The 21,382-nt window shown below is 59.9% G+C and carries 23 protein-coding genes; 12 read left to right on the top strand and 11 right to left on the bottom strand.

Going from position 1 to position 21,382, the window contains the following annotated elements; genetic code table 11:
* Nucleotides 1–848 (bottom strand): tripartite tricarboxylate transporter permease (locus ACPYOI_RS27355; RefSeq protein ID WP_481423613.1); only part of this gene is annotated, 848 nt, incomplete at its 3' end.
* Nucleotides 849–1,315: 467 nt separating this feature from the next.
* Here ACPYOI_RS27355 and ACPYOI_RS27350 point away from each other — a divergent pair.
* From ACPYOI_RS27350 to ACPYOI_RS27335, 4 genes are all read left to right on the top strand, one after another.
* Nucleotides 1,316–2,011, top strand: coding sequence for a chromate transporter (locus tag ACPYOI_RS27350; RefSeq protein ID WP_481415301.1), 696 nt, complete (start codon nucleotides 1,316–1,318; stop codon nucleotides 2,009–2,011).
* Nucleotides 2,004–2,543 carry a chromate transporter gene (locus ACPYOI_RS27345; RefSeq protein ID WP_481415302.1) on the top strand — a complete coding sequence of 180 codons (540 nt, stop codon included), beginning with the start codon at nucleotides 2,004–2,006 and terminating at the stop codon, nucleotides 2,541–2,543. Before ACPYOI_RS27350 ends, ACPYOI_RS27345 begins: the two co-directional genes overlap by 8 nt.
* Before the next feature lie 121 nt (nucleotides 2,544–2,664).
* Complete coding sequence (locus ACPYOI_RS27340) at nucleotides 2,665–3,531, top strand: substrate-binding domain-containing protein (protein WP_481415303.1); 867 nt, start codon at nucleotides 2,665–2,667, stop codon at nucleotides 3,529–3,531.
* A 42-nt stretch (nucleotides 3,532–3,573) separates the two neighbouring features.
* Complete coding sequence (locus ACPYOI_RS27335; RefSeq protein ID WP_168830214.1) at nucleotides 3,574–4,614, top strand: amidohydrolase family protein; 1,041 nt, start codon at nucleotides 3,574–3,576, stop codon at nucleotides 4,612–4,614.
* Between the two features lie 8 nt (nucleotides 4,615–4,622).
* Here the strand turns inward: ACPYOI_RS27335 and ACPYOI_RS27330 are convergent, their stop codons facing one another.
* Entirely contained in the window at nucleotides 4,623–4,919 is a 297-nt protein-coding gene (locus ACPYOI_RS27330; RefSeq protein ID WP_168830213.1) for a hypothetical protein, read from the bottom strand.
* Nucleotides 4,920–5,072: 153 nt separating this feature from the next.
* Here ACPYOI_RS27330 and ACPYOI_RS27325 point away from each other — a divergent pair, with 153 nt between their 5' ends.
* The 3 genes from ACPYOI_RS27325 to ACPYOI_RS27315 all read left to right on the top strand — a co-directional run bounded on the left by ACPYOI_RS27325 (nucleotide 5,073) and on the right by ACPYOI_RS27315 (nucleotide 7,896).
* Entirely contained in the window at nucleotides 5,073–6,182 is a 1,110-nt protein-coding gene (locus ACPYOI_RS27325) for a zinc-dependent alcohol dehydrogenase (RefSeq protein WP_168830212.1), read from the top strand.
* Between the two features lie 128 nt (nucleotides 6,183–6,310).
* Nucleotides 6,311–6,988, top strand: coding sequence for an RraA family protein (locus ACPYOI_RS27320; protein WP_481415304.1), 678 nt, complete (start codon nucleotides 6,311–6,313; stop codon nucleotides 6,986–6,988).
* A 56-nt stretch (nucleotides 6,989–7,044) separates the two neighbouring features.
* Nucleotides 7,045–7,896, top strand: a complete 852-nt coding sequence (locus tag ACPYOI_RS27315; protein WP_481415305.1) for an alpha/beta fold hydrolase — start codon at nucleotides 7,045–7,047, stop codon at nucleotides 7,894–7,896.
* Between the two features lie 7 nt (nucleotides 7,897–7,903).
* Here the strand turns inward: ACPYOI_RS27315 and ACPYOI_RS27310 are convergent, their stop codons facing one another.
* The 8 genes from ACPYOI_RS27310 to ACPYOI_RS27275 form a co-directional block, all read right to left on the bottom strand.
* The gene (locus ACPYOI_RS27310) at nucleotides 7,904–8,824 is read right to left on the bottom strand and encodes a LysR family transcriptional regulator (protein WP_481415306.1); all 921 of its coding nucleotides are present in this window, start codon (nucleotides 8,822–8,824) and stop codon (nucleotides 7,904–7,906) included.
* A gap of 368 nt (nucleotides 8,825–9,192) precedes the next feature.
* A complete protein-coding gene (locus ACPYOI_RS27305; RefSeq protein ID WP_481415307.1) occupies nucleotides 9,193–9,396 on the bottom strand; it encodes a hypothetical protein in 204 nt (67 codons plus the stop codon).
* Between the two features lie 122 nt (nucleotides 9,397–9,518).
* Complete coding sequence (locus tag ACPYOI_RS27300) at nucleotides 9,519–10,454, bottom strand: ABC transporter substrate-binding protein (RefSeq protein WP_481415308.1); 936 nt, start codon at nucleotides 10,452–10,454, stop codon at nucleotides 9,519–9,521.
* Nucleotides 10,455–10,708: 254 nt separating this feature from the next.
* A complete protein-coding gene (locus ACPYOI_RS27295) occupies nucleotides 10,709–11,641 on the bottom strand; it encodes a LysR family transcriptional regulator (protein WP_168830206.1) in 933 nt (310 codons plus the stop codon).
* 3 nt (nucleotides 11,642–11,644) lie between these two features.
* Nucleotides 11,645–12,655: an FAD-binding oxidoreductase gene (locus ACPYOI_RS27290; RefSeq protein WP_481415309.1), complete on the bottom strand. Its 1,011-nt coding sequence runs from the start codon at nucleotides 12,653–12,655 to the stop codon at nucleotides 11,645–11,647.
* Nucleotides 12,656–12,673: 18 nt separating this feature from the next.
* Nucleotides 12,674–13,495, bottom strand: a complete 822-nt coding sequence (locus tag ACPYOI_RS27285) for an IclR family transcriptional regulator (RefSeq protein WP_246704435.1) — start codon at nucleotides 13,493–13,495, stop codon at nucleotides 12,674–12,676.
* A gap of 87 nt (nucleotides 13,496–13,582) precedes the next feature.
* On the bottom strand, nucleotides 13,583–14,107 hold the full coding sequence (locus ACPYOI_RS27280; RefSeq protein ID WP_168830204.1) for a hypothetical protein: 525 nt from the start codon (nucleotides 14,105–14,107) through the stop codon (nucleotides 13,583–13,585).
* A gap of 16 nt (nucleotides 14,108–14,123) precedes the next feature.
* Nucleotides 14,124–15,410, bottom strand: coding sequence for an aromatic ring-hydroxylating dioxygenase subunit alpha (locus ACPYOI_RS27275; protein WP_168830203.1), 1,287 nt, complete (start codon nucleotides 15,408–15,410; stop codon nucleotides 14,124–14,126).
* 199 nt (nucleotides 15,411–15,609) lie between these two features.
* Between ACPYOI_RS27275 and ACPYOI_RS27270 the strand changes: the two genes are divergently transcribed.
* The 3 genes from ACPYOI_RS27270 to ACPYOI_RS27260 all read left to right on the top strand — a co-directional run bounded on the left by ACPYOI_RS27270 (nucleotide 15,610) and on the right by ACPYOI_RS27260 (nucleotide 17,684).
* Nucleotides 15,610–15,927 (top strand): non-heme iron oxygenase ferredoxin subunit, encoded by a 318-nt coding sequence (locus ACPYOI_RS27270; RefSeq protein WP_168830202.1) that lies wholly within the window; start codon nucleotides 15,610–15,612, stop codon nucleotides 15,925–15,927.
* Between the two features lie 67 nt (nucleotides 15,928–15,994).
* Nucleotides 15,995–16,759 carry a class II aldolase/adducin family protein gene (locus ACPYOI_RS27265; RefSeq protein WP_481415310.1) on the top strand — a complete coding sequence of 255 codons (765 nt, stop codon included), beginning with the start codon at nucleotides 15,995–15,997 and terminating at the stop codon, nucleotides 16,757–16,759.
* A gap of 175 nt (nucleotides 16,760–16,934) precedes the next feature.
* Nucleotides 16,935–17,684 carry an IclR family transcriptional regulator gene (locus tag ACPYOI_RS27260; RefSeq protein WP_481415311.1) on the top strand — a complete coding sequence of 250 codons (750 nt, stop codon included), beginning with the start codon at nucleotides 16,935–16,937 and terminating at the stop codon, nucleotides 17,682–17,684.
* A gap of 4 nt (nucleotides 17,685–17,688) precedes the next feature.
* Here the strand turns inward: ACPYOI_RS27260 and ACPYOI_RS27255 are convergent, their stop codons facing one another.
* Nucleotides 17,689–19,302 carry an FAD-dependent monooxygenase gene (locus ACPYOI_RS27255; RefSeq protein WP_481415312.1) on the bottom strand — a complete coding sequence of 538 codons (1,614 nt, stop codon included), beginning with the start codon at nucleotides 19,300–19,302 and terminating at the stop codon, nucleotides 17,689–17,691.
* Nucleotides 19,303–19,557: 255 nt separating this feature from the next.
* Between ACPYOI_RS27255 and ACPYOI_RS27250 the strand changes: the two genes are divergently transcribed.
* Nucleotides 19,558–20,547 (top strand): ABC transporter substrate-binding protein, encoded by a 990-nt coding sequence (locus tag ACPYOI_RS27250; protein ID WP_168830198.1) that lies wholly within the window; start codon nucleotides 19,558–19,560, stop codon nucleotides 20,545–20,547.
* A 91-nt stretch (nucleotides 20,548–20,638) separates the two neighbouring features.
* Nucleotides 20,639–21,331, top strand: coding sequence for a class II aldolase/adducin family protein (locus tag ACPYOI_RS27245; protein ID WP_481415313.1), 693 nt, complete (start codon nucleotides 20,639–20,641; stop codon nucleotides 21,329–21,331).
* Nucleotides 21,332–21,382 lie beyond the last annotated feature (51 nt).

Here is a 21,382-nt window from a genome sequence, read left to right as displayed (position 1 = left end):
TAGCAGAGCCAGGCTGCAGTCGAACCGCCGAGACCAGGGATCATGCCGATGATGGCACCGATCACCGAGGTGCGAACAACCAGCCACCAATGGCGCGGCACTTCCATGACGCCCGAGAAAAGCTGCTTGTATGAAAAGCCCTTGTCCATCGCCACGGCGGAAATCGAGCCGCCCTTGGTGCTGAGCGCGATCATTTCAGGCACGGCAAACATGGCGAGAACCGCGGTGACCAGGCTGACGCCGTCCCACAGGAAGAGGAAGTCGCCTGCATAGCGTGGCGTACCGGTGACCGGATCCATGCCGACCGTCGACAGCATCAAGCCATAGAAGCCGACGATCAGACCCTTGACGATACGGCTGCCGCTCGAAAGGAACGCGATGAAGCTAATACCGAGCAGCGCGATCAGGAAGAACTCAGCCGGGCTGAACATCAGGATGACCGGCTCGAGGATCGGGATCATGATCGCAAAGACGACCGCACCGATAATACCGCCGACGCCGGACGCCGTGATACTGGCGCCTAGCGCGCGGGCAGCCTGTCCCTGCTTGGCAAGCGGATAACCGTCGAGCGTCGTTGCCGCGTCGTCCCCGTCGCCGGGGATGCCGAACATAATGCTCGATATCTGACCGCTAGTGCCGTTGACGGCATGCATCGTCAAGAGGAAGACGGCGCCTGCCACCATATCCATGCCATAGACGAACGGAATGGCCATGGCGATCGACAGCTTGCCGCCGATACCCGGCGTTACGCCAACCATAAGGCCGCACACAACGGCGACCAACATCAGGCCCATAATGTGTGGGGAGCTCACGAGGCCGAAGAGCGCCCCGAACATAGTCTCAATCATTTCAGTTTAACTCCTCCCGCTGATGGCCTCTCGGCATCAAGCTGGTTTCCATCAATTGACCGCTTGCTCCTCGGCGGCCGATCTGTCCACGCCGGTTTACTTTAGGTCCGGCCAGTTTTTGCATTAGGGACACTCCCCCAAATTTTGTCCAAAGCAAAAATTTATGCTTAGTCCATCACTTTTTATGCGGGCTGGCAAGAGGCATTCCTGTAGGAGGGACACGGTTCCGCTGTGAGGAACACGTCTAACTCCCTATAGTTAAATGGTTTTCTTCGAAATCTTCACCATTTTTAATAGATTCTGAAGGGTGGTCAGACGCCGTGTCAGCAGCTTTTTATATAGCTCGGTTTTGGGCCTTCGAGTATAAATAAAATCACAAATTCCCGCCAACGACCCTTGATGTTCAACGGTAAAATTCAACGAACATGACGAAGAGTAAGTTTTTCTTATTCTGATCGTTAAGCGAAATGGCGTGGACTCCCGAGCGCCGCAAGTATCATTTTCTGCAGGACGGTGCTTCGCGCCGGCCCGGCACGGTGCCGGGAAAATGGAAGTTCGGCGATGGGAGGGACCGGTTGGACAAGCCAGTCGACAACAAGACGATAGCATCGGAGCCGGAGGTTTCCCTCGGAGCGCTCCTTACATCATTCCTGAGATTGGGCGCTTCTTCGTTCGGGGGAGGCATGGCCGGATGGACGCACAGAGAGATCGTCGAGCGCCGCAAGTGGCTCGATGACGACAATTTCATCAAAACACTGACGATCGCGCAGATATTGCCAGGTGCCAATCCGATGAACCTAGCGGTTTATATCGGCCTGAAGCTGCGGGGCTGGACCGGCGCCGTCGTTGCACTGTTCGGGATGTTATTGCCCGCTTTCACCGTCATTCTGCTGATGAGCATGGTCTATGAGCAGCTGAGCGCCTATCCGCAGACACACACGGTGTTGCGCGGGCTCGCCTGCGTCGGCCTCGCCTCCTCGGTGACGATGGGAATCAAGACATCGCGCAGGGTGCGGCAGCAGCTGGTGCCATCGCTCATCGCCATTGCCGTTTTTGTGGTGGTCGGCGTGTTGCGCTGGCCTCTCATTCCCGTGGTCGCGGGCGCCATACCCTTCAGCATCGTGTGCGCCTTCCTTATTAAGCAGGAGAAGAAAAATGGATGATGGCAAGTTGCTCAATCTTGTCCTGCTCTGCATCCCGTTGTCGCTGGTGTCCTTCGGCGGAGGCCAGTCGATCGTGGCGGGGCTGCAGCATCAGGTCGTCGACGTGCATAATTTCCTAACGGCCCGTGAATTCACGGATTTCTACGCCATCTCGCGCGCGGCTCCGGGACCGGGCACTCTGATCCTCGCGCTGATTGGCTGGCATATTGGCGGGCTGACCGGCGCAATCGCCGCGACAGTCGCGATTTTTCTCCCCTCCTCGCTCCTCGTATGCATTTTGGGCAGCATCTGGAATCGCCATCGGCACACCGCCTGGGCAATGGCCGCAGAACGCGGGCTGGCGCCGGTCGCCGTCGGTCTGATCTTTGCCGGGGTATTTGCCGTCGCAAGCTCCGCTGGTGTCGGGGTGATCGAGATTGCGACGATCGCAATCGCCGTTTCGCTGCTAATGTTCACCAAGATTGGCCCCTATCCGATCCTCGGTGCGGTAGGAGCCTCCTTTTTCCTGTTGAACCTGGCCGGGATTGCCTGAGCGACAGCACCTTTGAGAAAAACATCGCTGCCGGAATTGACCGGCAGCCGTTTCACAGTATTATGGCTATAGGAGAACACCGTTCCACATAAAAGAACGAACGCGGCGTAAGGAGAATGAAATGGCTGAAAAACTGGTTCTTCGCACGGCATTGGGCAAGCATTCCCATGTCCAGCCACTGAAGGATGGCCGCGTTCAGTCGAGCCGCGTCCGATTCGAATTCCAGGATTACGAGCCGCTCCCGAAAGCATTCCGCACGATGGTTCGAGGCGGCGATCTCGATATCTCGGAGATGGCGATCGTCACCCATCTGCTGGCACATCATTATGGCAAGCCGATTACCGGTCTCGCCATTCCGCTCTGGAGCCGCCTGCCCCATACCAATCTCGTCTGTCCCACCGATTCGTCTGTAAAAGGCCCGCGCGATCTTGCGGGAACGAAGGTCGGCGTGCGGGCCTATGCCCAGACCTCGGGCGTATGGGTGCGGGGCTTCCTCCAGCACGAATATGGCGTCGATCTCGATGGCATCACCTGGGTCACCATGGAAGATGCCCATCTCAGCGAATACGAGGATCCGTCGAACGTGGAGCGTAACCGGAGCGAATTGGCGCTGCGGCCGCTGATGCTCTCCGGCGCGCTCTCGGCCATTATGGGAGAGCGAGAGGTCGATCCCTCCGGCATCCGCACCGTAATCCCGGATGCGGAGGCGATTGCCGACGCCTGGATCGCCCGCACCGGCATCGTGCCCATCAACCACACCCTGACCGTCAAGACCGCGCTGGTCGAGGATCATCCCTGGCTTCTCGGCGAGCTGATGGAGATATTCGAGGAAGCGCGCCGCATTGCCATCGAGGATGGAGCGACGCCGCCGCCGGCTTACGGGCTGGAGGCAAACAGGGCCTCGCTGCAGCTCGCCTTCACCTATTCGGCCGAGCAGCGCATCACGCCGCGCATCTACGACGCGAACGAACTCTACCCCACGATCTGAAGCCTGGCTTCACCGCGTGCAACGGTATTCAAGGACACTGCCATGATCATCGACATTCACGGACACTACACCACCGAGCCGCAGGCGCTGCACCAGTTCCGCGACAAGCAGCTTGCCGGTCTTGCAGATGGAATGCGCCGCCCGCAAAGCACCGAGCTTGGCATTTCCGACGACATGCTCCGCGAGTCGGTGGCGCCGCAGTTGAAGTTTCAACAGGAACGCGGCAGCGACCTGACGATATTCTCGCCGCGCGCCGCCGGTATGGCGCATCATGTCGGCACGGAAGCCGTCAGCATGCAGTGGTCGGCGATGTCGAACGATCTGATCCATCGCATCTGCAAGCTTCTGCCGGACAATTTTGCTGCTGTCGGCCAATTGCCGCAGCATCCCGGCGCCGCGCCCAAGAACTGCATTCCCGAACTGCGGCGGATGGTCGAGGAGCTGGATTTCGTCGGCGTCAACCTCAATCCCGATCCGTCCGGCGGCTACTGGACCGATCCGCCGATGACGGACAAGCACTGGTATCCGCTCTACGAAGTGCTCTGTGAGCTCGACGTGCCAGCGATGATCCACGTCACCTCGTCCTGCAATCCGAATTTCCACCATACCGGCGCACACTATATTAATGGTGACACGACGGTCTTCATGCAGCTCATCCAGGGCAATCTCTTCAAGGATTTCCCGACGCTGAAATTCGTGATCCCGCATGGCGGCGGTGCCGTTCCCTTCCATTGGGGCCGGTATCGCGGTCTGGCACAGGAGATGAAGAAGCCGCTTCTGACTGAGCATCTGCTGAACAACGTGTTCTTCGATACCTGCGTCTATCACTATCCGGGCATCGAGCTGATGTCGAAGGTCATCCCTGTCGACAACATCCTCTTCGCCTCCGAAATGCTTGGCGCTGTCAAGGGCATCGATCCGGAGACCGGGCATCATTACGACGATACCAAGCGCTATATCGACCAGCTGAGCTCGCTTGACGAGACGAGCCGCTACAAGGTCTTCGAAGGCAATGCGCGCCGCGTCTATCCGCGGCTCGACAAGCAGTTGACCGCGCGCGGGCGGCCGGGCCGGGCGGCATGAGCCGCCGCTCAGCAGCAGTTCGGATTTTCGCTGTCAGAGACGATGGCGTTCTTCATCCAATAGGGCGGCAGGTCATCCGGCGTCATTTCGCGGGCCGGCTTGAAGGCCTTGAAGACGTGTCGTGCTTCGGGGCTCGTCCAGAAGGTCACGATCGTTTCCAGCGGCGGGCAGCCCGGCATGCCGCAGGCGACCTCCGCCACCATGACGGAAACGTCTTCGGACAGCGAAAAGCGTTCGCGCGTCCAGGCCTTTATCTGGCGGATCGCGGCAACGTGCTCGGCATTTCTGGAAGCTGTCTTGAGCATGGTTTCGAACGGGAAAGCCGACGCCCCGATGGCGGCCGGTAAGAGATTACATAGGGCAGCGACCCTGCCCTTGTCAAAACTGAATATGGAAAAACATCAAGCGCCGGATGCGGGGTCCGCAGCCGGCCATTGCCAAGCGCAAGGAGTTGACGCATGACTGAAAAGGTTCTCGCCGCGGTCCGCACCGGACCCAGCCAAATGGAAATCCAGGAATTTCCGATGCCGGACATTCCGGAAGACGGCGCGCTTCTCAAGATGGAAGTTGCCGGCATCTGCGGCACCGACGTCAAGTTGTTCAAGACGCCGCCGAACAATGCGCCCACCATCATGGGCCATGAGAACATCGGCTATATCGCCAAGGCGGGCCGCGAGTTCACGCGCCGCAAGGGCTTCAAGGAAGGCGATCTGGTCTTCGTCGAACACTATGTCATGTGCGGCAAGTGCGAATGGTGCCACCGTGGCCAGTACCGCCACTGTGAAAACACCGACTGGCGCAAGAATCCCGAAGGCATCCGCTACGGCTATACCTCGGCCGAACGTGCTCCCCATCTCTGGGGCGGCTTTGCGCAATATGTCTACCTGCCGTGGAACGCCGTGGTCCACCACGTGCCCAAGGGCGTTTCGCCCGAACTGGCAGGCCTCGTTACCCCGATGGCCAACGGCATCGAATGGTCGCTGTTCGATTCGGGCGTCGGCTATAACTCGACCGTGCTGATCCAGGGTCCCGGCCAGCAGGGCCTGTCCCAGACCGTGATCTGCAAGCAGGCCGGCGCTTCCCTCATCATCGTCACCGGCACCAGCAAGGACGCTGCCCGCCTGGAAGTGGCCAAGAAGCTCGGCGCCGACTACGTCATCGACGTGCAGAAGGAAGATCCGCTGGCACGCATCATGGAAATCACCGGCGGCAAGGGCGTCGACGTTTCGCTCGACTGCACCGCCGGCGCCGGCACCATCCCGATCACGCTGGGCATCGAAGCTCTCAAGCGCAAGGCCGGCACCATCCTGGTGCAGGGCGAGCTCAAGGAGTTCCCGAACTTCCCGCTCGAAAAGATGACGGTCAAGGCCATCACCATGAAGAGCGCTCGTGGCCACAGCTACGAGGCCTGCGAACTGGCCCTGCAGCAGATCGCTTCCAATCGCTTCCCGCTGGACATGATCACCACTCATAAGTTCGGCCTCAAGGACGCGGCGCTGGCCATCGAGTCGGTGGGCGGCAAGGGCGTGCCGAACGTGATCCATGCCTCGCTGATGCCCTGGGAATAAGCCCCGGGCCATAGACCTCTTCCGGGCGGGGACCATCCCGCCCGGCTCTTGATCCTACCGACGCGATCCATGTCACCCATCGGCTCCCGCGTCGGCACTCCGTCAACGAAAAAATGGAAGCAACGATCGTGTCCATCGGATTCAGAATCATGCCGCGCCACCGCAAGGTGACCGCCGAAACCGCCAAGCGCTTTCTCGATGTCCCGGTGGCTTGCGTCAGCGACGCCATGAACCGTCTGAGCGCCGGCGGCCCGACGCTGCGCCCGCTCCATGCCGGTGGCGCCATGGCCGGCGCAGCCTTCACTGTCCGGACCCGTCCGGGTGACAATCTGATGATTCACAAGGCCCTCAAGATGGCTGAACCGGGCGACGTCATCGTCGTCGACGCCGGTGGCGATCTTTCCAACGCCCTGGTCGGGGAAATGATGTTGTCGCATGCCCGCGCCATTGGCGTCGTCGGCGTCGTCATCAACGGCGCCGTGCGTGACTACGGCTGGATCCGCACCAATACCTATCCGGTATTCGCCGCCGGCGTCACCCATCGCGGCCCCTATAAGGACGGTCCGGGCGAGATCAACGTGCCGATCTCCTTGGGCGGCATGGTGATCGAACCGGGCGACCTCATCATCGGCGACGATGACGGCCTGCTCTGCGTCCCCTACGACCAGACCGAAGCCCTCTACCAAGCCGCTGCCAAAAAGCACGAGGCCGAATCCAAGACCGTCGCCAATACCCTGGCTGGCAAGCTCGATCCCAAGCTCTGGGTCGACGAAACGCTCCAGCGCCTTGGTTGCGAAGGCCTCTGACCCATTCAAGCCCGCGGCCGCCCTGCGGTCCGGGCATCCATTCAAGGAGGTGAACCTTGGCAAATGTTACCATTAATGGAATCGACACCTATTACGAGGTGTTCGGCTCCGGTCCTCCCCTGCTGATGTGCGCCCCCGGCGGCTTCGATGCCGACGTGGAAAAATGGCGCACGCAGGGCATTTATTCGCAAGTGAAGTTCCTCGACAATCTCTCGGAAAACTATACCTGCATCGCCTTTGACCGCCGCGACACCGGCAAGACCGGTGGCCGCGTCGAGCCCCTGCAGTGGGTCGATTATGCTCACCACGCCAAGGGCATGCTCGACGCGCTCAATATCGAAAAGGCCCACATCATGGGCGGTTGCATGGGGTGCAGTGTCGCCGTTGCCTTCGGCGTCGCGTACCCGCAGGCAACTGCAGGCATGGTGCTTTTCTGGCCCGTCGGCGGCGCCAAATACCGGATCAACGGGCACCAGCGCTTTGCCGAGCACCTGGCCTTCGTCCATCAGAATGGGCTCGAAGCTGTCGTCGCTCTTGCGAGGCAGCCTGGCAGCGCCTTCGGCAAGGACGCGCGTGTCGGCCCGTGGGTTTCGGCCCTGCGCACCGATCCCGAGTTTGCGGAACGCTATGCGAAGCAGAACGTCGAGCAGTACAAGCTGATCCTCGCGGGCATGGTCCGGAGCCTTCTGGATCGTGACACCTCGCCCGGTGCCGAACCGGAGGACCTGCTGTGTCTCAGCATTCCGACCCTGATCGTGCCGGGCGCCGACGCGTCACACGCGACATCGGCCGCACGCTATCTGCAGGAATGCATTCCGGGCTCGCAATATTGGGATGTTCCGGTTTCAGCCCAAGACGAAGCGAGCACCAATGCGCGCGTCATTGAGTTCCTCAAGGCAAGTGCCTGAGAAAAATTCAGTGTGGCTGGGCATCCGGCAGAAATCTGCCGCTCTGCCGGACCAGGAACTCTTGAAAGGCCGTCATGACCGGGGTCATCGCCCGGTCAGTGCGGCTGACGGCAAACCACTGACGGCGGATCGGAAGACCGGCGACGTCGAGGATAGCGAGTTTGCCCGCCTGAACTTCAGCAGCGACGCTGTGGGCGGCGAGAAACGCAACACCGGTATCGGCCATGACGGCCCGCTTGATGTCCTCGACGCCGTCCATTTCCGTGTTCGCACGAGCCGCCCTGCCCGGAACCTCGTTCATGAAACGCTCGAAGAATATCCGGGTGCTCGATCCTAAGCCACGAACGATGAAATGTTCCTCCGCGATTTCGGCCTTTGAAATGGCCGAGCGGCCGACTAGGCTATGATTGGGAGCGCTGACAACAACCAGAGAATGCTCCCCAAAGATGGCGGCGCGAACCGAGATGTTGCGCGGCGGCCTGCCGACGAGCGCGATGTCGATGGTCCGGTTCTTCAGCCGCTCGATCGTCTCGGCGCGACGGTCGATGATAACTTCGAGGTCAATGTCCGGAAACTCGGCTGAAAAGGCATTGTGCATCGGCTTTGCGAAATACCGTACGGTCGAAACAGCGCCGACCGTGATGCGGCCACGTTTAAGACCCTTGAACGCATTCATCTCATCGCTCAGCAGGTGAAGGCGATCATTAATATCGCGAGCGGCAGCAAGGACGGCCCTCCCCGCTTCCGTCGGGTACATGCCGTGGGCCATGCGTTCGAAAAGCTGGACACCTGCTTCGGCTTCGAGTTGCTTAAGTTGCAGTGTGACTGCCGGTGCCGTGAGGCCGAGCACCTTCGCAGCGTCAACGATCTTTCCGTGAGTCTCTATCGCGAGTAACGATCTGAGCTGTCGAAAAGTTATATTTTTCATAGAGATAACGATAAAAAAACTTAACGCGGATGTAAAGCGAATAAATTTTACTTCGCTGCGGCGTGAGGAGTTCGAATGCGGGGGAGACGTCGTTCCGGCATCGGCAAAAACCGCGCGTAGCTTGTTCAAGTGCGCGGAAACCTTTACCTGCCAAGCGGCGGTTCGCGCTGTAAACTATTGAAAGATCTATGCGTGGCGGTCGGCCGCGTCGGCGAACGCCGCAGCTTTATTGCCACGCGTCTCGCCGGTGGCTTTGCTGCCGTGCAGGTGCCGGCTTCCTCGTCGGCATGGTTTGATCGTCTGAAGGGTGCCTAAAATGAAAAAGCGGCGATCTGATCGCCGCTTCTTTCATGTATGTCTAGAGAGATTCAACGACGTTTGTAGGTGCGCTCGAAAGCCGTTTCGTCGATCCCAAGGCTGTGCAGGGCGGCTCGTGAAGGCGCCCGGCGTTCGCGCCGCGCCCGCGAGCACTCGCGAGCGGCGCTGATGAGGCTCACGCCGTCGAAAAATCCGCCGAAAGCACTGCGGACCCATTCGGAATTGCCTTCATTTCGAAAAGCCAATGTCGTCATCGTTCCTGTCTCCGCCATTATGTTGCACTGCATATAAGCGCCAAGTGCTAAAATGGAAAGACGGGCAGCGGCAAGGCAGATATACGGCGCCTGCATAGCGCACTGCCCTGCCGGCTGATTGCTTAGATGACGAAGTGTTCCATGGTCTCCGGAACGAAAATGTCTTCGGCGCGAAGACGCCTTTTCGAGAGCCCCTGTTCGTAGGAGTACCGCAGGAAGGTATCCAGCGTTTCGCGATTTTGCTTGAAGCCGTAACTCCAGTAATCGTCGCCCATGATACGCCGGACATCCTCGACATGTGCGTTCAGCCAGGGGAGCATCACCTTGAGTGCGGCGGTCTCCTCGAGTTCACGATAGATGCGTAACTGCGCTTCGGCGAAAGCCTTATAAAGAGACTGAGCGATCCAGCGGTGCGCTTCGTAGATTTCCCGGCGAATAACGATCGTATGCATGATCGGAAAGATGTTCGTCTTGCGGAAATAGGCTCGTTCCACATCGACAAAATCTTCGAAAAGCCGCCGTACCCCGCCGTTCGGACCGCCATAGGAAGAAGGCTTGCGGGCGGTGAAGAGCGCATCGATCTCCCCATCGCGGATCATTGCAGACAGCGTCTGGGTCGGGCCAATCCGCTTGATACGGATATTTTCCGGCAGGTCGAGAGCAAGCTTTTCCGGACGGTTCGGCTCCTCCTCACCGCCGGTATAATGTGTCACGTCGTCGACCTTGACGCCGTATTCGTCAGAAAGGATGCCGCGGATCCAAACGGGCGCCGTCATCTGATATTCGGGACTGCCGACGCGTTTGCCGACAAGGTCGGCCGGTTCGCGAATGCCTGCCGCTGCATTCACGTAGATCGACGAATGCCGGAAATAGCGCGAGGGAAAGACCGGGATCGCCACGAAAGGGCGGTCTTCCGTGAAATGGGACATCACATAGGATGACAGCGACATCTCGGCAACATCGAACTCACGATGGCGCAGCATGCGGAAGAAGGTCTCCTCCACCGGCATGTTCAGATAAATAAGGTCGATACCATCGGGCACGACCGTTCTGTCCATGATTGCCCGCGTCCGGTCATAATTCCAGCAGCCGAAGGACAAACGAAGCGAAGATCTCAGGATTCTCTCTCCCCAACAACCCGGCAAAACGAGCCTTTGGCAACCTTTGGCCACCCATTGAATCACGTTTGATCAATGCCGCTCATTCGCCGATTTTCGGCGCCGGGAACCTCTCAATTCGCCGTGATCATCAAGTGCGTCGCAGCAAATGTCCAAGGCAAATCATATTGCCTAGATCAAAGATAAATTGTGGATCAGCTTTCCACTATCCGGTCTATCGGATGAGCGTAGGCGCCGATCGCCTTCGCAAGCTTTCCGACCATACTGTCGATGAAGGCGTGGAACTGGCCTTCGTCCGCAAGGCCTTTGTTCGAGGCATGCGCAAGGTACAGCGTCAGCTTGACGTCCGGCCGCTCTATCCGCTGGGCGATGAGTTCGCCCGCCTCTATTTCTTCCGAAACGATGCCATAAGGCATGATGCTATGGGCGACACCGTGCAGGATCAGGGCCTTGATCGCCTCCATGGATTGCACCTGATAGGTGATCTTTACGTCGAGCGACAGGCGCGACGCCGTTTCATGCACGCGCCGCCATATGATATCGCGATTGGAAACGAGTGCGAGGTCGCCGGCGACCGCCTGCCGGAAGGAGACATTCGGCTCAACCGCCTTCCCATCCGGCGCTGAAACCAGCAGCAGATCCTCTTCCATGAGCGCTATGCGACGCACGCCAGGACTATCCTCGATATCATAGGCAAGCACATAGTCGAGCTCGCCACGCTCGAGCGCATCCGACAGCACGAAACTCAGCTCTTCGACGAGATGCAGCGAGATGCCCGGCAGTTGCTCATTGGCCGCGACCAGAACGTCGGTGCCGATCAGCTTCAATATGCTCGGCGTTGCGCCGAGACGCACCCGCACGCGCTCGCCGCCGAGCGAAATCAGGTCGCGGCGTGTGTCTTCGATGCGCTGCAGGATCTCCAGCGCGCGCTCGTAAAGCAGCTTCCCGGCGGGTGTCGCGCTGACGCCGCGCGAGTGCCGCTCGAGCAGCTGGATCTGCAGCGAGTCCTCCAGGTTGCGGATCTGGATTCCAAGTGCCGTTTGGGCAAGATTCAGCTGCTCGGCGGCTTTCGTGATGTTGCCGACTTCGACGACCTTGACGAAGTATGCGAGCTGGCGGAGTTTCATCGGTCAATAAAACTGGTCAAAGTGAACCTGGGCAGGTGGCACGCCGAGATCAATCAGCATTTTCTGTATCGCCTGCCCCATCATCGGGGGACCTGCGAAGTAGATTTCGCATTCCGGCAGCCGCTCGGCAAAGAGCTTGGCGGCGATCTCATGCGCGAAGCCGCGGTAGCCATTCCAGCCATCCTCCTCTTCCGGCATGCCGGAGACGACAGGATGATAATGGATCGTGCTGCCGAAACCTGGAAGTTCCTCCAGCATCTCCTTGCCACCGATATCGCGTGCGGCGCGTCCACCATAGATAAAGTCGATGCGGCGTCCAGCCAGTGCAGGCGAGACAGCGGCGGCGCGGGTGATCGAGATCATCGGCGACAGACCGGATCCACCCGCAAGGCAGATGATATCCCGCGATGCATCTTCCCGCAGATAGGCCATGCCGTACGGCCCGTCGATTTCGATGCGGTCGCCTGCCTTCAGGCCATCGAAGAGCTTGGTGGTTGCGGCGCCGTTCGGGACCCGGCGAATCTGGAAATGCCACTCGTCAGCCTGATCGCCGGTGCTCGCCATGGAGTAGGCGCGGCTTCCCTCAACGCCCGGCAGCGCCAGAAGCGCATATTGTCCGGAGAGGAACGGAGCGGGCGTCTCGAGCTTGAAACGGAATTCTCGGATGTCGTGGGTGATATCGCGGGTAGCCGTGAGCGTGGCGGCCTGGCGCACCGGGCGGAATCGGCTCTCATAATGCGGCATCAGGCGCAGCTTGACGGCACAGTCGGAGAGCGGTCGGGCCTGACAGCCGAGGCGACGGCCGCGGCCGCGATCGCGTTCGCTGAGGCCGGGAGCATCAGGTCTCAGTTCCTCGATCTCTCCTTCCAGCAGATCGAAACGACAATTGCCGCACGAGCCGACATTGCATTCGTAAGGAAAGCCGAGGCCAGCCCGAAGGGCGGACCGCATGATCGTGTCTCCGTCGTCGCAGGGCCAGCTCACGCTGGTCCCACTCAATGTTATCACGCTCATGCAGTCCTCCTCATTGCCTTATCTCCGGTAGACCGCCCCGTATCCGAGGCGGGATGAAATGGTTGCCACGGTATCGAGCAGTGGCCTTGCAAAGCTTTCGACCGCGTCGAGAGACAAGCGCTGTGACGGACCGGCGACCCCGACCGCACCAACGACCGAGCCGCTCGAATCCCTGACCGGAGCCGCAATAACGCGGATGCCGGGCTCGCTTTCCTCGTCCTCGACTGCGAAACCGCGCTGGCGCACTTCCGCAAACACCTCGCGCAGGCGCGCTACATCGGTGATCGTGTGCGCGGTCCGCTTCGTGAGCGGCGGCGTAAGCACGCGGTCGATCATCTCCTCGGGCGCAAAGGCGAAGATTGCGCGGCCGACCGCCGTGCAATAAGCCGGCTTGCGGGCGCCGAGATCCGATTTGATGCCGAGCGCCTGCGGGCTCTCGAGGTCATAAACGTGCATCACTTCCGTATCGCTCGGAATGCCGAGGATAATCGTCTCGCCGGTATGCTTGCGCAGATCGAAGAGATAGGGTCTCGCCTCATTCGACAGGTCCATGCGTCGGCGAACGAGCGTGCCGAGACCGAACAGGCCGATGCCAAGACGGTAGCGCTCGGTCTCCGGATTCTGCTCCAGCAGACCCTCTGCTACCAGCGTGACAGCCAGCCGATGCACCGTGCTCTTTGCGACCTTCAGCTTCTGCGCCAGGGCGCTGACGCCGATTTCGACCTCGTCTTCTGAAAATGCTTTCAGAAGACGAATGGCGGTCGTCACGGACGAGAGGCGGTTGCGCTTGGCAGGAGCCGTCTTCTTCGCGCGTGTCATTTCTTTCACAGATGCATTCATGGCTTGCGTTTTCCGTTTCTTCCCCGGGAGTAAGTGATCGTCCATAACACAGCTCCCGCGAATACTCACGTCAACGTTACTGCCATCTTAAACCCTTAGCGCGCTCAGCATCTCGGGGACGTATTCGTCCCCCTTGGAGATGACCAGCATCGCGGCAAAGGGACGCATCGCCGTCAGCGTGCGGGCAAGATCCTCCGCCGGGACATCCGTCGAATTCAGGACCAGACCCGTGGTCATCTTGCTGCGCACGAAGCAGGCATTGCCAATCACTTCCGCCGCTTCCGCCGAGGCGCCGGCCGTTGTCACCATGACGATGACATCGGCGTCGGCGATTTCGTCGGCAAGGTTGACCCGCTTGCCGTCACGGTCCTCTAGCACGGCGTCGACCGGCAACATGTGCAGCGAGTCGCTCGCTCCCTTCGCTTCGACGTAACGAAGAAAATGCGCGCCCGGCCAGCTGCTTGCGCTGGTCAACTTTTCCAGCGCCTCAAGCCCTTCCGCGTCGAGCGCGATGATGCGCGATTTGCGCGGCTTCGAGTTGGGATAGTTGACGCGGAAGCGTGCCTCTTCCGCAGTCGTCGCCCGTGCGCTCTCGCTCAATCCGAGTTGCATGACGTCATCTCCTTCGTCAGACCGACGTCTGCGCCTTGCCGGCGATGACGGTCAGCGCTTCGTCCTTGATATCGGTATACGACTTGTCGACCGGCAGTACGATCGCTGCCGAACGAACACGATGATGGGCCGGATCGACGCCCGGAGGGATCGTGCCCTTGTCCTTCAGCGCGCGTGCAGCCTTCAGCAGCCGGTGGCGAGCCATGATGATGCCGTTATCGGTCGACACCAGGTTTTCCTTGCTGCGGTCGACGATGGGGCCCATGCTTTCCTGCAGCGATGCATCTTGCATGGCAATGCCCTCGACGCCGGAATAGGTGATGCCCTTCCGCTGCGCCTCACGGTCCATCAAGTAGTCGTTGTCCTTGTTGGCTGCCGGGCGGAAGGTGCCGGGGACATAAGCAACATGGATGCCCTTGCCGTCCTTCATCGCCTGGCGCTCTTCCGTCGTCAGCGCGCGGACAGGATGGTAGTCGAAGCTCCAGGCCCAGCAGTTCTCGTCGTCGATCGGGATCCAGAAATGGCCGTGGACCGGATGGTCGCCGCGCGGCGGAACCATGGTGAACGACGGCATGATCCAGGGCGTGATGCGCCAGTAGTAATGACCTTCTTCGGCATTACGGCGAGCGCCGATGTAAAGGCCGCCCTCGCTATCGGTAACTTCGAAGAATGGCTTGGCATCGGACATATTGTACTTGTTGCCGCGGGCGCCCTTGAAGAGCGGGTCGCTGTTCAGATTGCCGCTGTGCAGCCAGGAAACGTGGCTGGAATCGATGCCGCCTTCCATGGCCTGCAGCCAGTTGCACTCCTGCCAGCGCTTGGAGGTGAAGGTCTGCTCGGCAGGCACGAGCGCGAACTCCCATTCCGGATGCGGCGGCTGCTTGTCGGCCGGGCCCATGTAGGTCCAGAGGATGTCGCCGATCTTGATCAGCGGATAGGACTTCAGCTTGATCTTGCTGCAGTAGCCGCTTTCCTTAGGCTCCGAGGGCACTTCGATGCACTGACCGGTATGGTCGTATTTCCAGCCGTGATAGGGGCAGCGCAGACCGCCTTGTTCGTTGCGGCCGAACCAGAGCGAAACACCGCGATGGGCGCAGAATTCGTCGATCAGACCATAGCGGCCCTCGCTATCGCGGAAGGCGAGCAGCCTTTCGTTGAGGAGCTTGATTCGCACAGGCGCACAATCATTGTCCGGCAGCTCCTCAGCGAGAAGCGCCGGAATCCAGTAACAGCGAAACATGTCGCCCATCGGCGTTTCGGGGCCTGTCTGGGTCAGCAGATCGTTCTGTTCTTTTCTCAGCATCGCAATCCTCCTCAAGGTAGCAGACCCCGCCGGGTCTCTCTCGTTGCTTTAAAACGGGCGTCTTTTTACGGTTGACGTTCGCGCCCGATCGGGTATTTTTAAAGTGTTCCGTTATGCAGAACATCGTTTCGTTTTTAGAAGGTACATGCTGACGACCGCCTAGTCAAGCGGAGACAGCGCTACGAAGGAGATGCTTAAAATGTCTGATACATGCTCGCGGATCAGGCTGTGTTCCACCGACGATGTCGATTGGGACAGCGCCATCAGGGTCGAGGAAGGCGATCTTGTGCTCGCGGTTTTCAATATCAACGGCACTTTTTATGTGACCGACGACCTGTGCACCCACGGCCCGGGCTCGCTGGCTGACGGTTATCTGGAAGGCCATGAAGTCGAATGCGATTTCCACAATGGCAAGTTCGACGTCCGCACCGGCGAGGTCACGGCACCGCCCTGCATGCTCCCGATCAAGACATATAAGGTCGTGGTCGAGAACAACGAAGTGATGATCGAAATCTGATTGCGCCATCGCTTGCTTGCCTCACAAAGTCGTATAATATGGGATTTGTTTTTTTGGAGGAATGCCCATGCAATCTCATAAACACGAACCAGAGGCTCCGGCCGAGCCCTCGGAAAACGCGCTGCGCCACGATGTCTCGATGGCGACGCGGCTGCTGAACAGTCTCAAAATACTGGAATATAGCGGCCATGTCAGCGCGCGTTTGCCGGGCGGAACGACCTTTTTGATTCAGCCGCAGGACAAGAGCCGCGCCGATGTGGCGCCCTCGGATCTGTTCGTCTGCGATCTCGACGGCAAGGTTATTTCGGGACCTACGGGCTCGAAGCCGCCGTCAGAAACTTTCCTTCATTGTGAGATTTATAGATCACGCCCGGACGTGAATTCGGTGGCGCATTTCCACCATGACGTCACCAACGTCTTCACGCTGGTCGAGGACATGCCGCTGCCGCCGGTGAAGAACCACGCGATCCGCTGGCGCAACGGCATTCCCGTTCATTCCGACCCTGCCCATGTCGACACTCCCGAGCGCGGCCGCGGCATCGTCGCGACGCTCGGCGATTGCCATGCGATGCAAATCCGCGCCCACGGCCAGATCGTCACCGCCGAGACCGTCCGCGCCGTCTTCATCGATGCCGTGCACCTGGTCGAGAATGCCGAAGCTGCCTATCGCGCCGCCTCGCTCGGTAAGATCAAGCCGCTGACGGAAGAGGAAATGGAATCCTTCGCCCACAGCTTCCGCCGCGGCCACCACATCCGCAAGCTCTGGAAATACTACGCCGGCGGCGCAATCCGCGACGGCCTTTTCCCGGAAGCTTGGAACGCAGCTGTCTGAAATACCAAGCATGCCGTGGCCGGGAAACGGCCACGGCATGCGCTTGCATGCGTTCCTCTGCTCGCCCTATAGTGCGTCATCGTCACCGCTGCTGCAGAGATTCCATGGTGCCTTCCGCTAGTTCTATCCCATTCCAGATGTTTCCAACTGCTTCCGTTCCGGCGAGGAAAAGCGCTTGAACAGTCTCGAAAAGATGATCGGTATCCTGGATCTTTTCGATGCCGGCGATGATGCGGTGACGGTTACCTTCGAGGAGCTCTGCGAGTCGCTCGGCTATACGCGCTCGACAATGTACCGCTATCTCAAGACGTTGACCGACGCCGGCCTGCTGAGCTCGCTCCCCGGTGTCGGTTACATGCTGGGACCGCGGATCGTCGAACTCGACTACAAGATACGAACCGGCGACGTGCTGATTCGCGCCGCCCTCCCGGTGATGGAAGAGCTATCCACCCGCTTCAAGGGCATTGCCCTGCTCTGCCGGCGCTTCAAATTCGAAGTCCTCTGCGTGCATCAGGAAACCGGCACGGATGCCATCCACAGCAACTACGAGCGCGGGCGCATGCGATCCTTGCTGCATGGTGCTGCCTCGGTTGCGATCCTCGCCTACCTGCCTGATCATCAACTCAAGAAGCTTTTCGGCATGGCGAAGGACGAGTTTACGTCGGCCGGCTTCGGCGCCTCACTTGCGGAAGTCAAGGCGACGCTGAAGGGTCATCGGGAGCGCGGCTGGGTGAGCACGACGGGTGATGTCACCCCCGGCGTCGTCGGCATCGCAGCGCCCGTCTTCGATGCACGCTCGGAAATTGTCGGCAGTCTCAGCCTGACGCTCAAGGACACGCGCATAAGCGCCAAGGCTGAGGAAGAGGTCGCTGAACGCGTCGTCTTTTGCGCCGGGATCCTTTCAAAGAGCCTGGCGCGCAGTTGACGGCTTAGTGCCCTGTCACCATGGCGGCAAGCGCTTCGGCATCCTCCGGCGCGCTCTTGCCGCGCCAGACGACATGCATGTCCGGGCGCACCAGCACGAGATCGTAACCATAGATGTCGCGCACATGCGGGGCGTCGATATCCAGCGTCTGGTATGGTGTGCGCCGGGCGCGGAAAGCTTCTTCCAGCTTGCTCGTATCGATCGTCGTGCCGCCGAGGCGCAACAGCGTATAGCCCGGCCCGATATGGTCCTGCACCGGATCGTTGTCGCCCAGCCAGAGATGCGGCAGGCGCGCGCCCGGCCAGGTCGTCGGATGATATTCGCGGAAGAGATGTTCCGGCCCGCCGGGCTCGTCGGTGATGACCGGTGAGCCGACATAACGATAGCCGAGTTCGGCGCCGATCATCTCGTTCGTCTTGCGCTGCTCGATATCCGCGACACGAGTAAGGTTGTCGCGCGTCGCCTGGCCTTCCGGCGTGTTATCGCGGATGTTCGGCCGGTACTGCGAACGCCACTTGCGCCGGCCGAGCGAGGCATAGCGCGAGGCGCCGACGTTGCGGTCGCCAACCTGCCGCCGCTCGATCTCATAGGAGCGTAGCAGGTTCGGCCCGCCCCAACCTTGCAGGACGGCTGCGAGCTTCCAGCCGAGATCGACGGCATCGCCGACACCGGTATTCATGCCGAGCCCGCCCGTTGGGATGACAAGATGAGCCGCGTCGCCGGCCAGGAAAACGCGCCCGGCGCCATAATTGTCCGCCAGCAGGAGATTCTGCTTCCATTGACCGACATAGAGCATCTTGTAATCGACCGGCACGCCGACGGCCTTTTCGAATTGTGCCGCCATGTCCTCGTCCTTCTCGACGACCGCATGCAGCGTCCAGTGCTTTGTCGAATCCTGCATGATGAGAAACGTCGCCTGTCCATCGGCAACGTGATAATGGCGGCCGCGCCCAGGCCCATCGCCGAGTGGAATGCGGCTGTAGAGGTCTTCGCTGTAATAGAGCGCCTGACGCAGATGCAGGAGATTTCCCTCGCCGCGCAGCTTGATGCCGAGCTGCTTGCGCACCGGGCTCGCACCGCCATCGCAGCCGACGAGATATTTGGCCCGGAACATATGATCCGCGCCTTTCCCGTCGATCGTGCGCGCGGTGACGCCTTCGGCATCCTGTTCGAAAGAAATGAATTCGCGGTCGTAGAGAACCGTAACAGTCGGCAGAGCCTCGGCGACCAACTTTAGGAGCGGCTCAAGCGTATACTGGGAGATGAGCTGGTAGGCCTCGAGCGGCTGCGTCGCATCATTGCAGGCTTTTACTTCCGCCAGCGCCTCTGACACCGAGGCATAGGGCAGACGTAACAGCGGCGGTTCGTTCATCGCCAGCACGACATAGACATCCATCGGGATGGAGCCGTCGAGACCGGCCTTCCTGATCTTCTCCGAAATGCCCATGCGCCGGAAGATTTCCATCGTCCGGGCGTTGCAGCGCTCCATCTTCGGCAAAAATTCGGGCGCCTGCTTCTTCTCGACCAGGGTGCAGCGCACACCCTTCTGGCCGAGATCGATAGCGAGCGTCAGCCCGACTGGGCCTGCTCCGACAATGAGAACATCCGTTTGGTTCATGGTCATATCCATTGGTTGGCCGCCGGCCCGCTTCACCTCCTCGAAGACGGCACCGGACCGCGTGGGTAGACTGCGGTCGCGCGGCAATTTCGAACAATGTCTAACGCGAGATCGGTTTTGCCGTCAATTCAAAATCAAAAAAATCTCACAATGCAGGATAAATTGAAAAAATGCTGGACAAGTAATTGCCGTTCAGCGCATGGTGGCGCTAGATAAAGCGGCGGTCGCTTCGGCCGCGGGCTCTAGGAGGAGAAAGTGGTAAAGAAGCTTGAGCTGACGCTCGCTTGCGGCGATTACGAGATCGTGCGGCCCTTGAAGGAAGGCATCGTCTCGCCCGACGGCATCGAACTGACGATCGTGACGAAGATGGATTCGACCACGCGTCACTGGCGCTTTCTACGCAACGGCGAATTTGACGTGGCGGAGGTTTCGCTCTCTTCCTACATGGCGGCCAAGACGCGCGGACTTCCGTTCGAGGCCATTCCCGTGTTCCTGCACCGCCGCTTCCGGCACGGCTTCATCTTCACCAATACCGCAAGCGGCATTCGCGAACCGAAGGACCTGATCGGCAAGAAGGTCGGCGTGAAAGCCTATCTGGTGACGGCGTCGCTCTGGCTGCGCGGAATACTGGAAAGCGAATATGGCGTTCCGCACAAGTCGATCGAATGGTATTCCGAACTCGACGAGGACGTCGATTTCAAGCTGCCGGAAGGCCTGACGCTTCACAAGATCAGCAATGACAAGTCCATCGAGCAGATGCTGGTCGACGGCGAAATCGATGCGCTGCTGCATCCCGATCTGATCGATCCGATCACCGATCGCGATCCGCGCGTCGGCCGGCTATTCCCTGACTACAAGAGCGAAGAGATCGCCTACTACAAGCGAACTGGCATCTTCCCGATCATGCATGTGCTCGGTATCCGCCCGGAGATCATCGAGCGCCATCCCTGGGTCGCGGTCAATCTCTACCAGGCCTTCAACGAGTCAAAGCGCATTGCCATGAAGCGCATGGAGGACCCGCGTATCGTACCGCTCGCCTGGTATCGCGAAGCCTGGGAAGAGCAGCAGGAGATCATGGGGGGCGACCCGTGGGCCTACGGGCTCGACGGGCAGAACCGCAAGACGCTGGAAACGGTTATCGGCTACGCCCATCAGCAGGGCCTGATCGACCGTGAAGTGGAGCTTTCCGAGCTTTTCCTCGACGTTTCGCAGGGCCGCAAACGAGGCGACAAGCACCGTGTGTAGTGCCTGCGACGGTTCCCCGGCGAACAGTGAATTTCAACCGGCCTGGAGCGGATCGAGCTTCCGTTGTGACGGCCTGGCGGAGACAAAAAACATGCATGAAGATCTGAAGCAGAGAATGGTTGAGGCTGGCCGCATCCTCGAACGGGCCGGCCAGGGCGACTGGACGCGCGGCCATATCTCCGTGCGCGTTCCCGATCAGCCGGATCGCTTCTACATGAAGGCCTCGAAGATCGGTCTTGAAGAAATCACCCTCGACAACCTGATCACCGTCGGCCTCGACGGTGAGAAGATCGACGGCGATCATGGCCGGCACAACGAGGTCTATATTCACTCGGAGGTGTTGCGAGCCCGGCCAGACATCAATGCGGTCGTGCATACTCATGCGCCCTATGCCGTCAGCTTTTCAGCCCTCGGCAAGCCACTGCAGCCGATCGGTCATCCCGGCTCTATCTTCGCCGAAGGCCTGCCGGTCTTTTCCGAAACCACCGAACTCATCACCACAACCGAGCGCGGCAAAGCGGTTGCCGCCACCCTCGGCAGCCATGGCGCGATGCTTTTGCAAAACCACGGCCTCGTCACCGCTGCTCCGACCATCGAGCAGGCGATCTATCTGGCGCTCTCGCTTGAGAACGCCTGCATGATGCAGCTCTGGGTCGAGGCGGCAGGCGGCGCGAAAGCACTCGGCAAGCCGGAAGACATCAAGGCCAAGCGCAAGCACATGTTCCGCGAAGAAATGTTCAAGGCGACCTTCGCCTATCTCGTCCGCCGCCTGAAGCGCGGCTGAGACGATCCCAACCAAAATTCGTTCAGGAGGAGTACCATGCACTATATTGAC

The sequence above is a fragment of the Rhizobium sp. SVR5-2C genome, from assembly GCF_056755115.1.
This window is presented reverse-complemented; position numbering and strand designations above follow the sequence as displayed.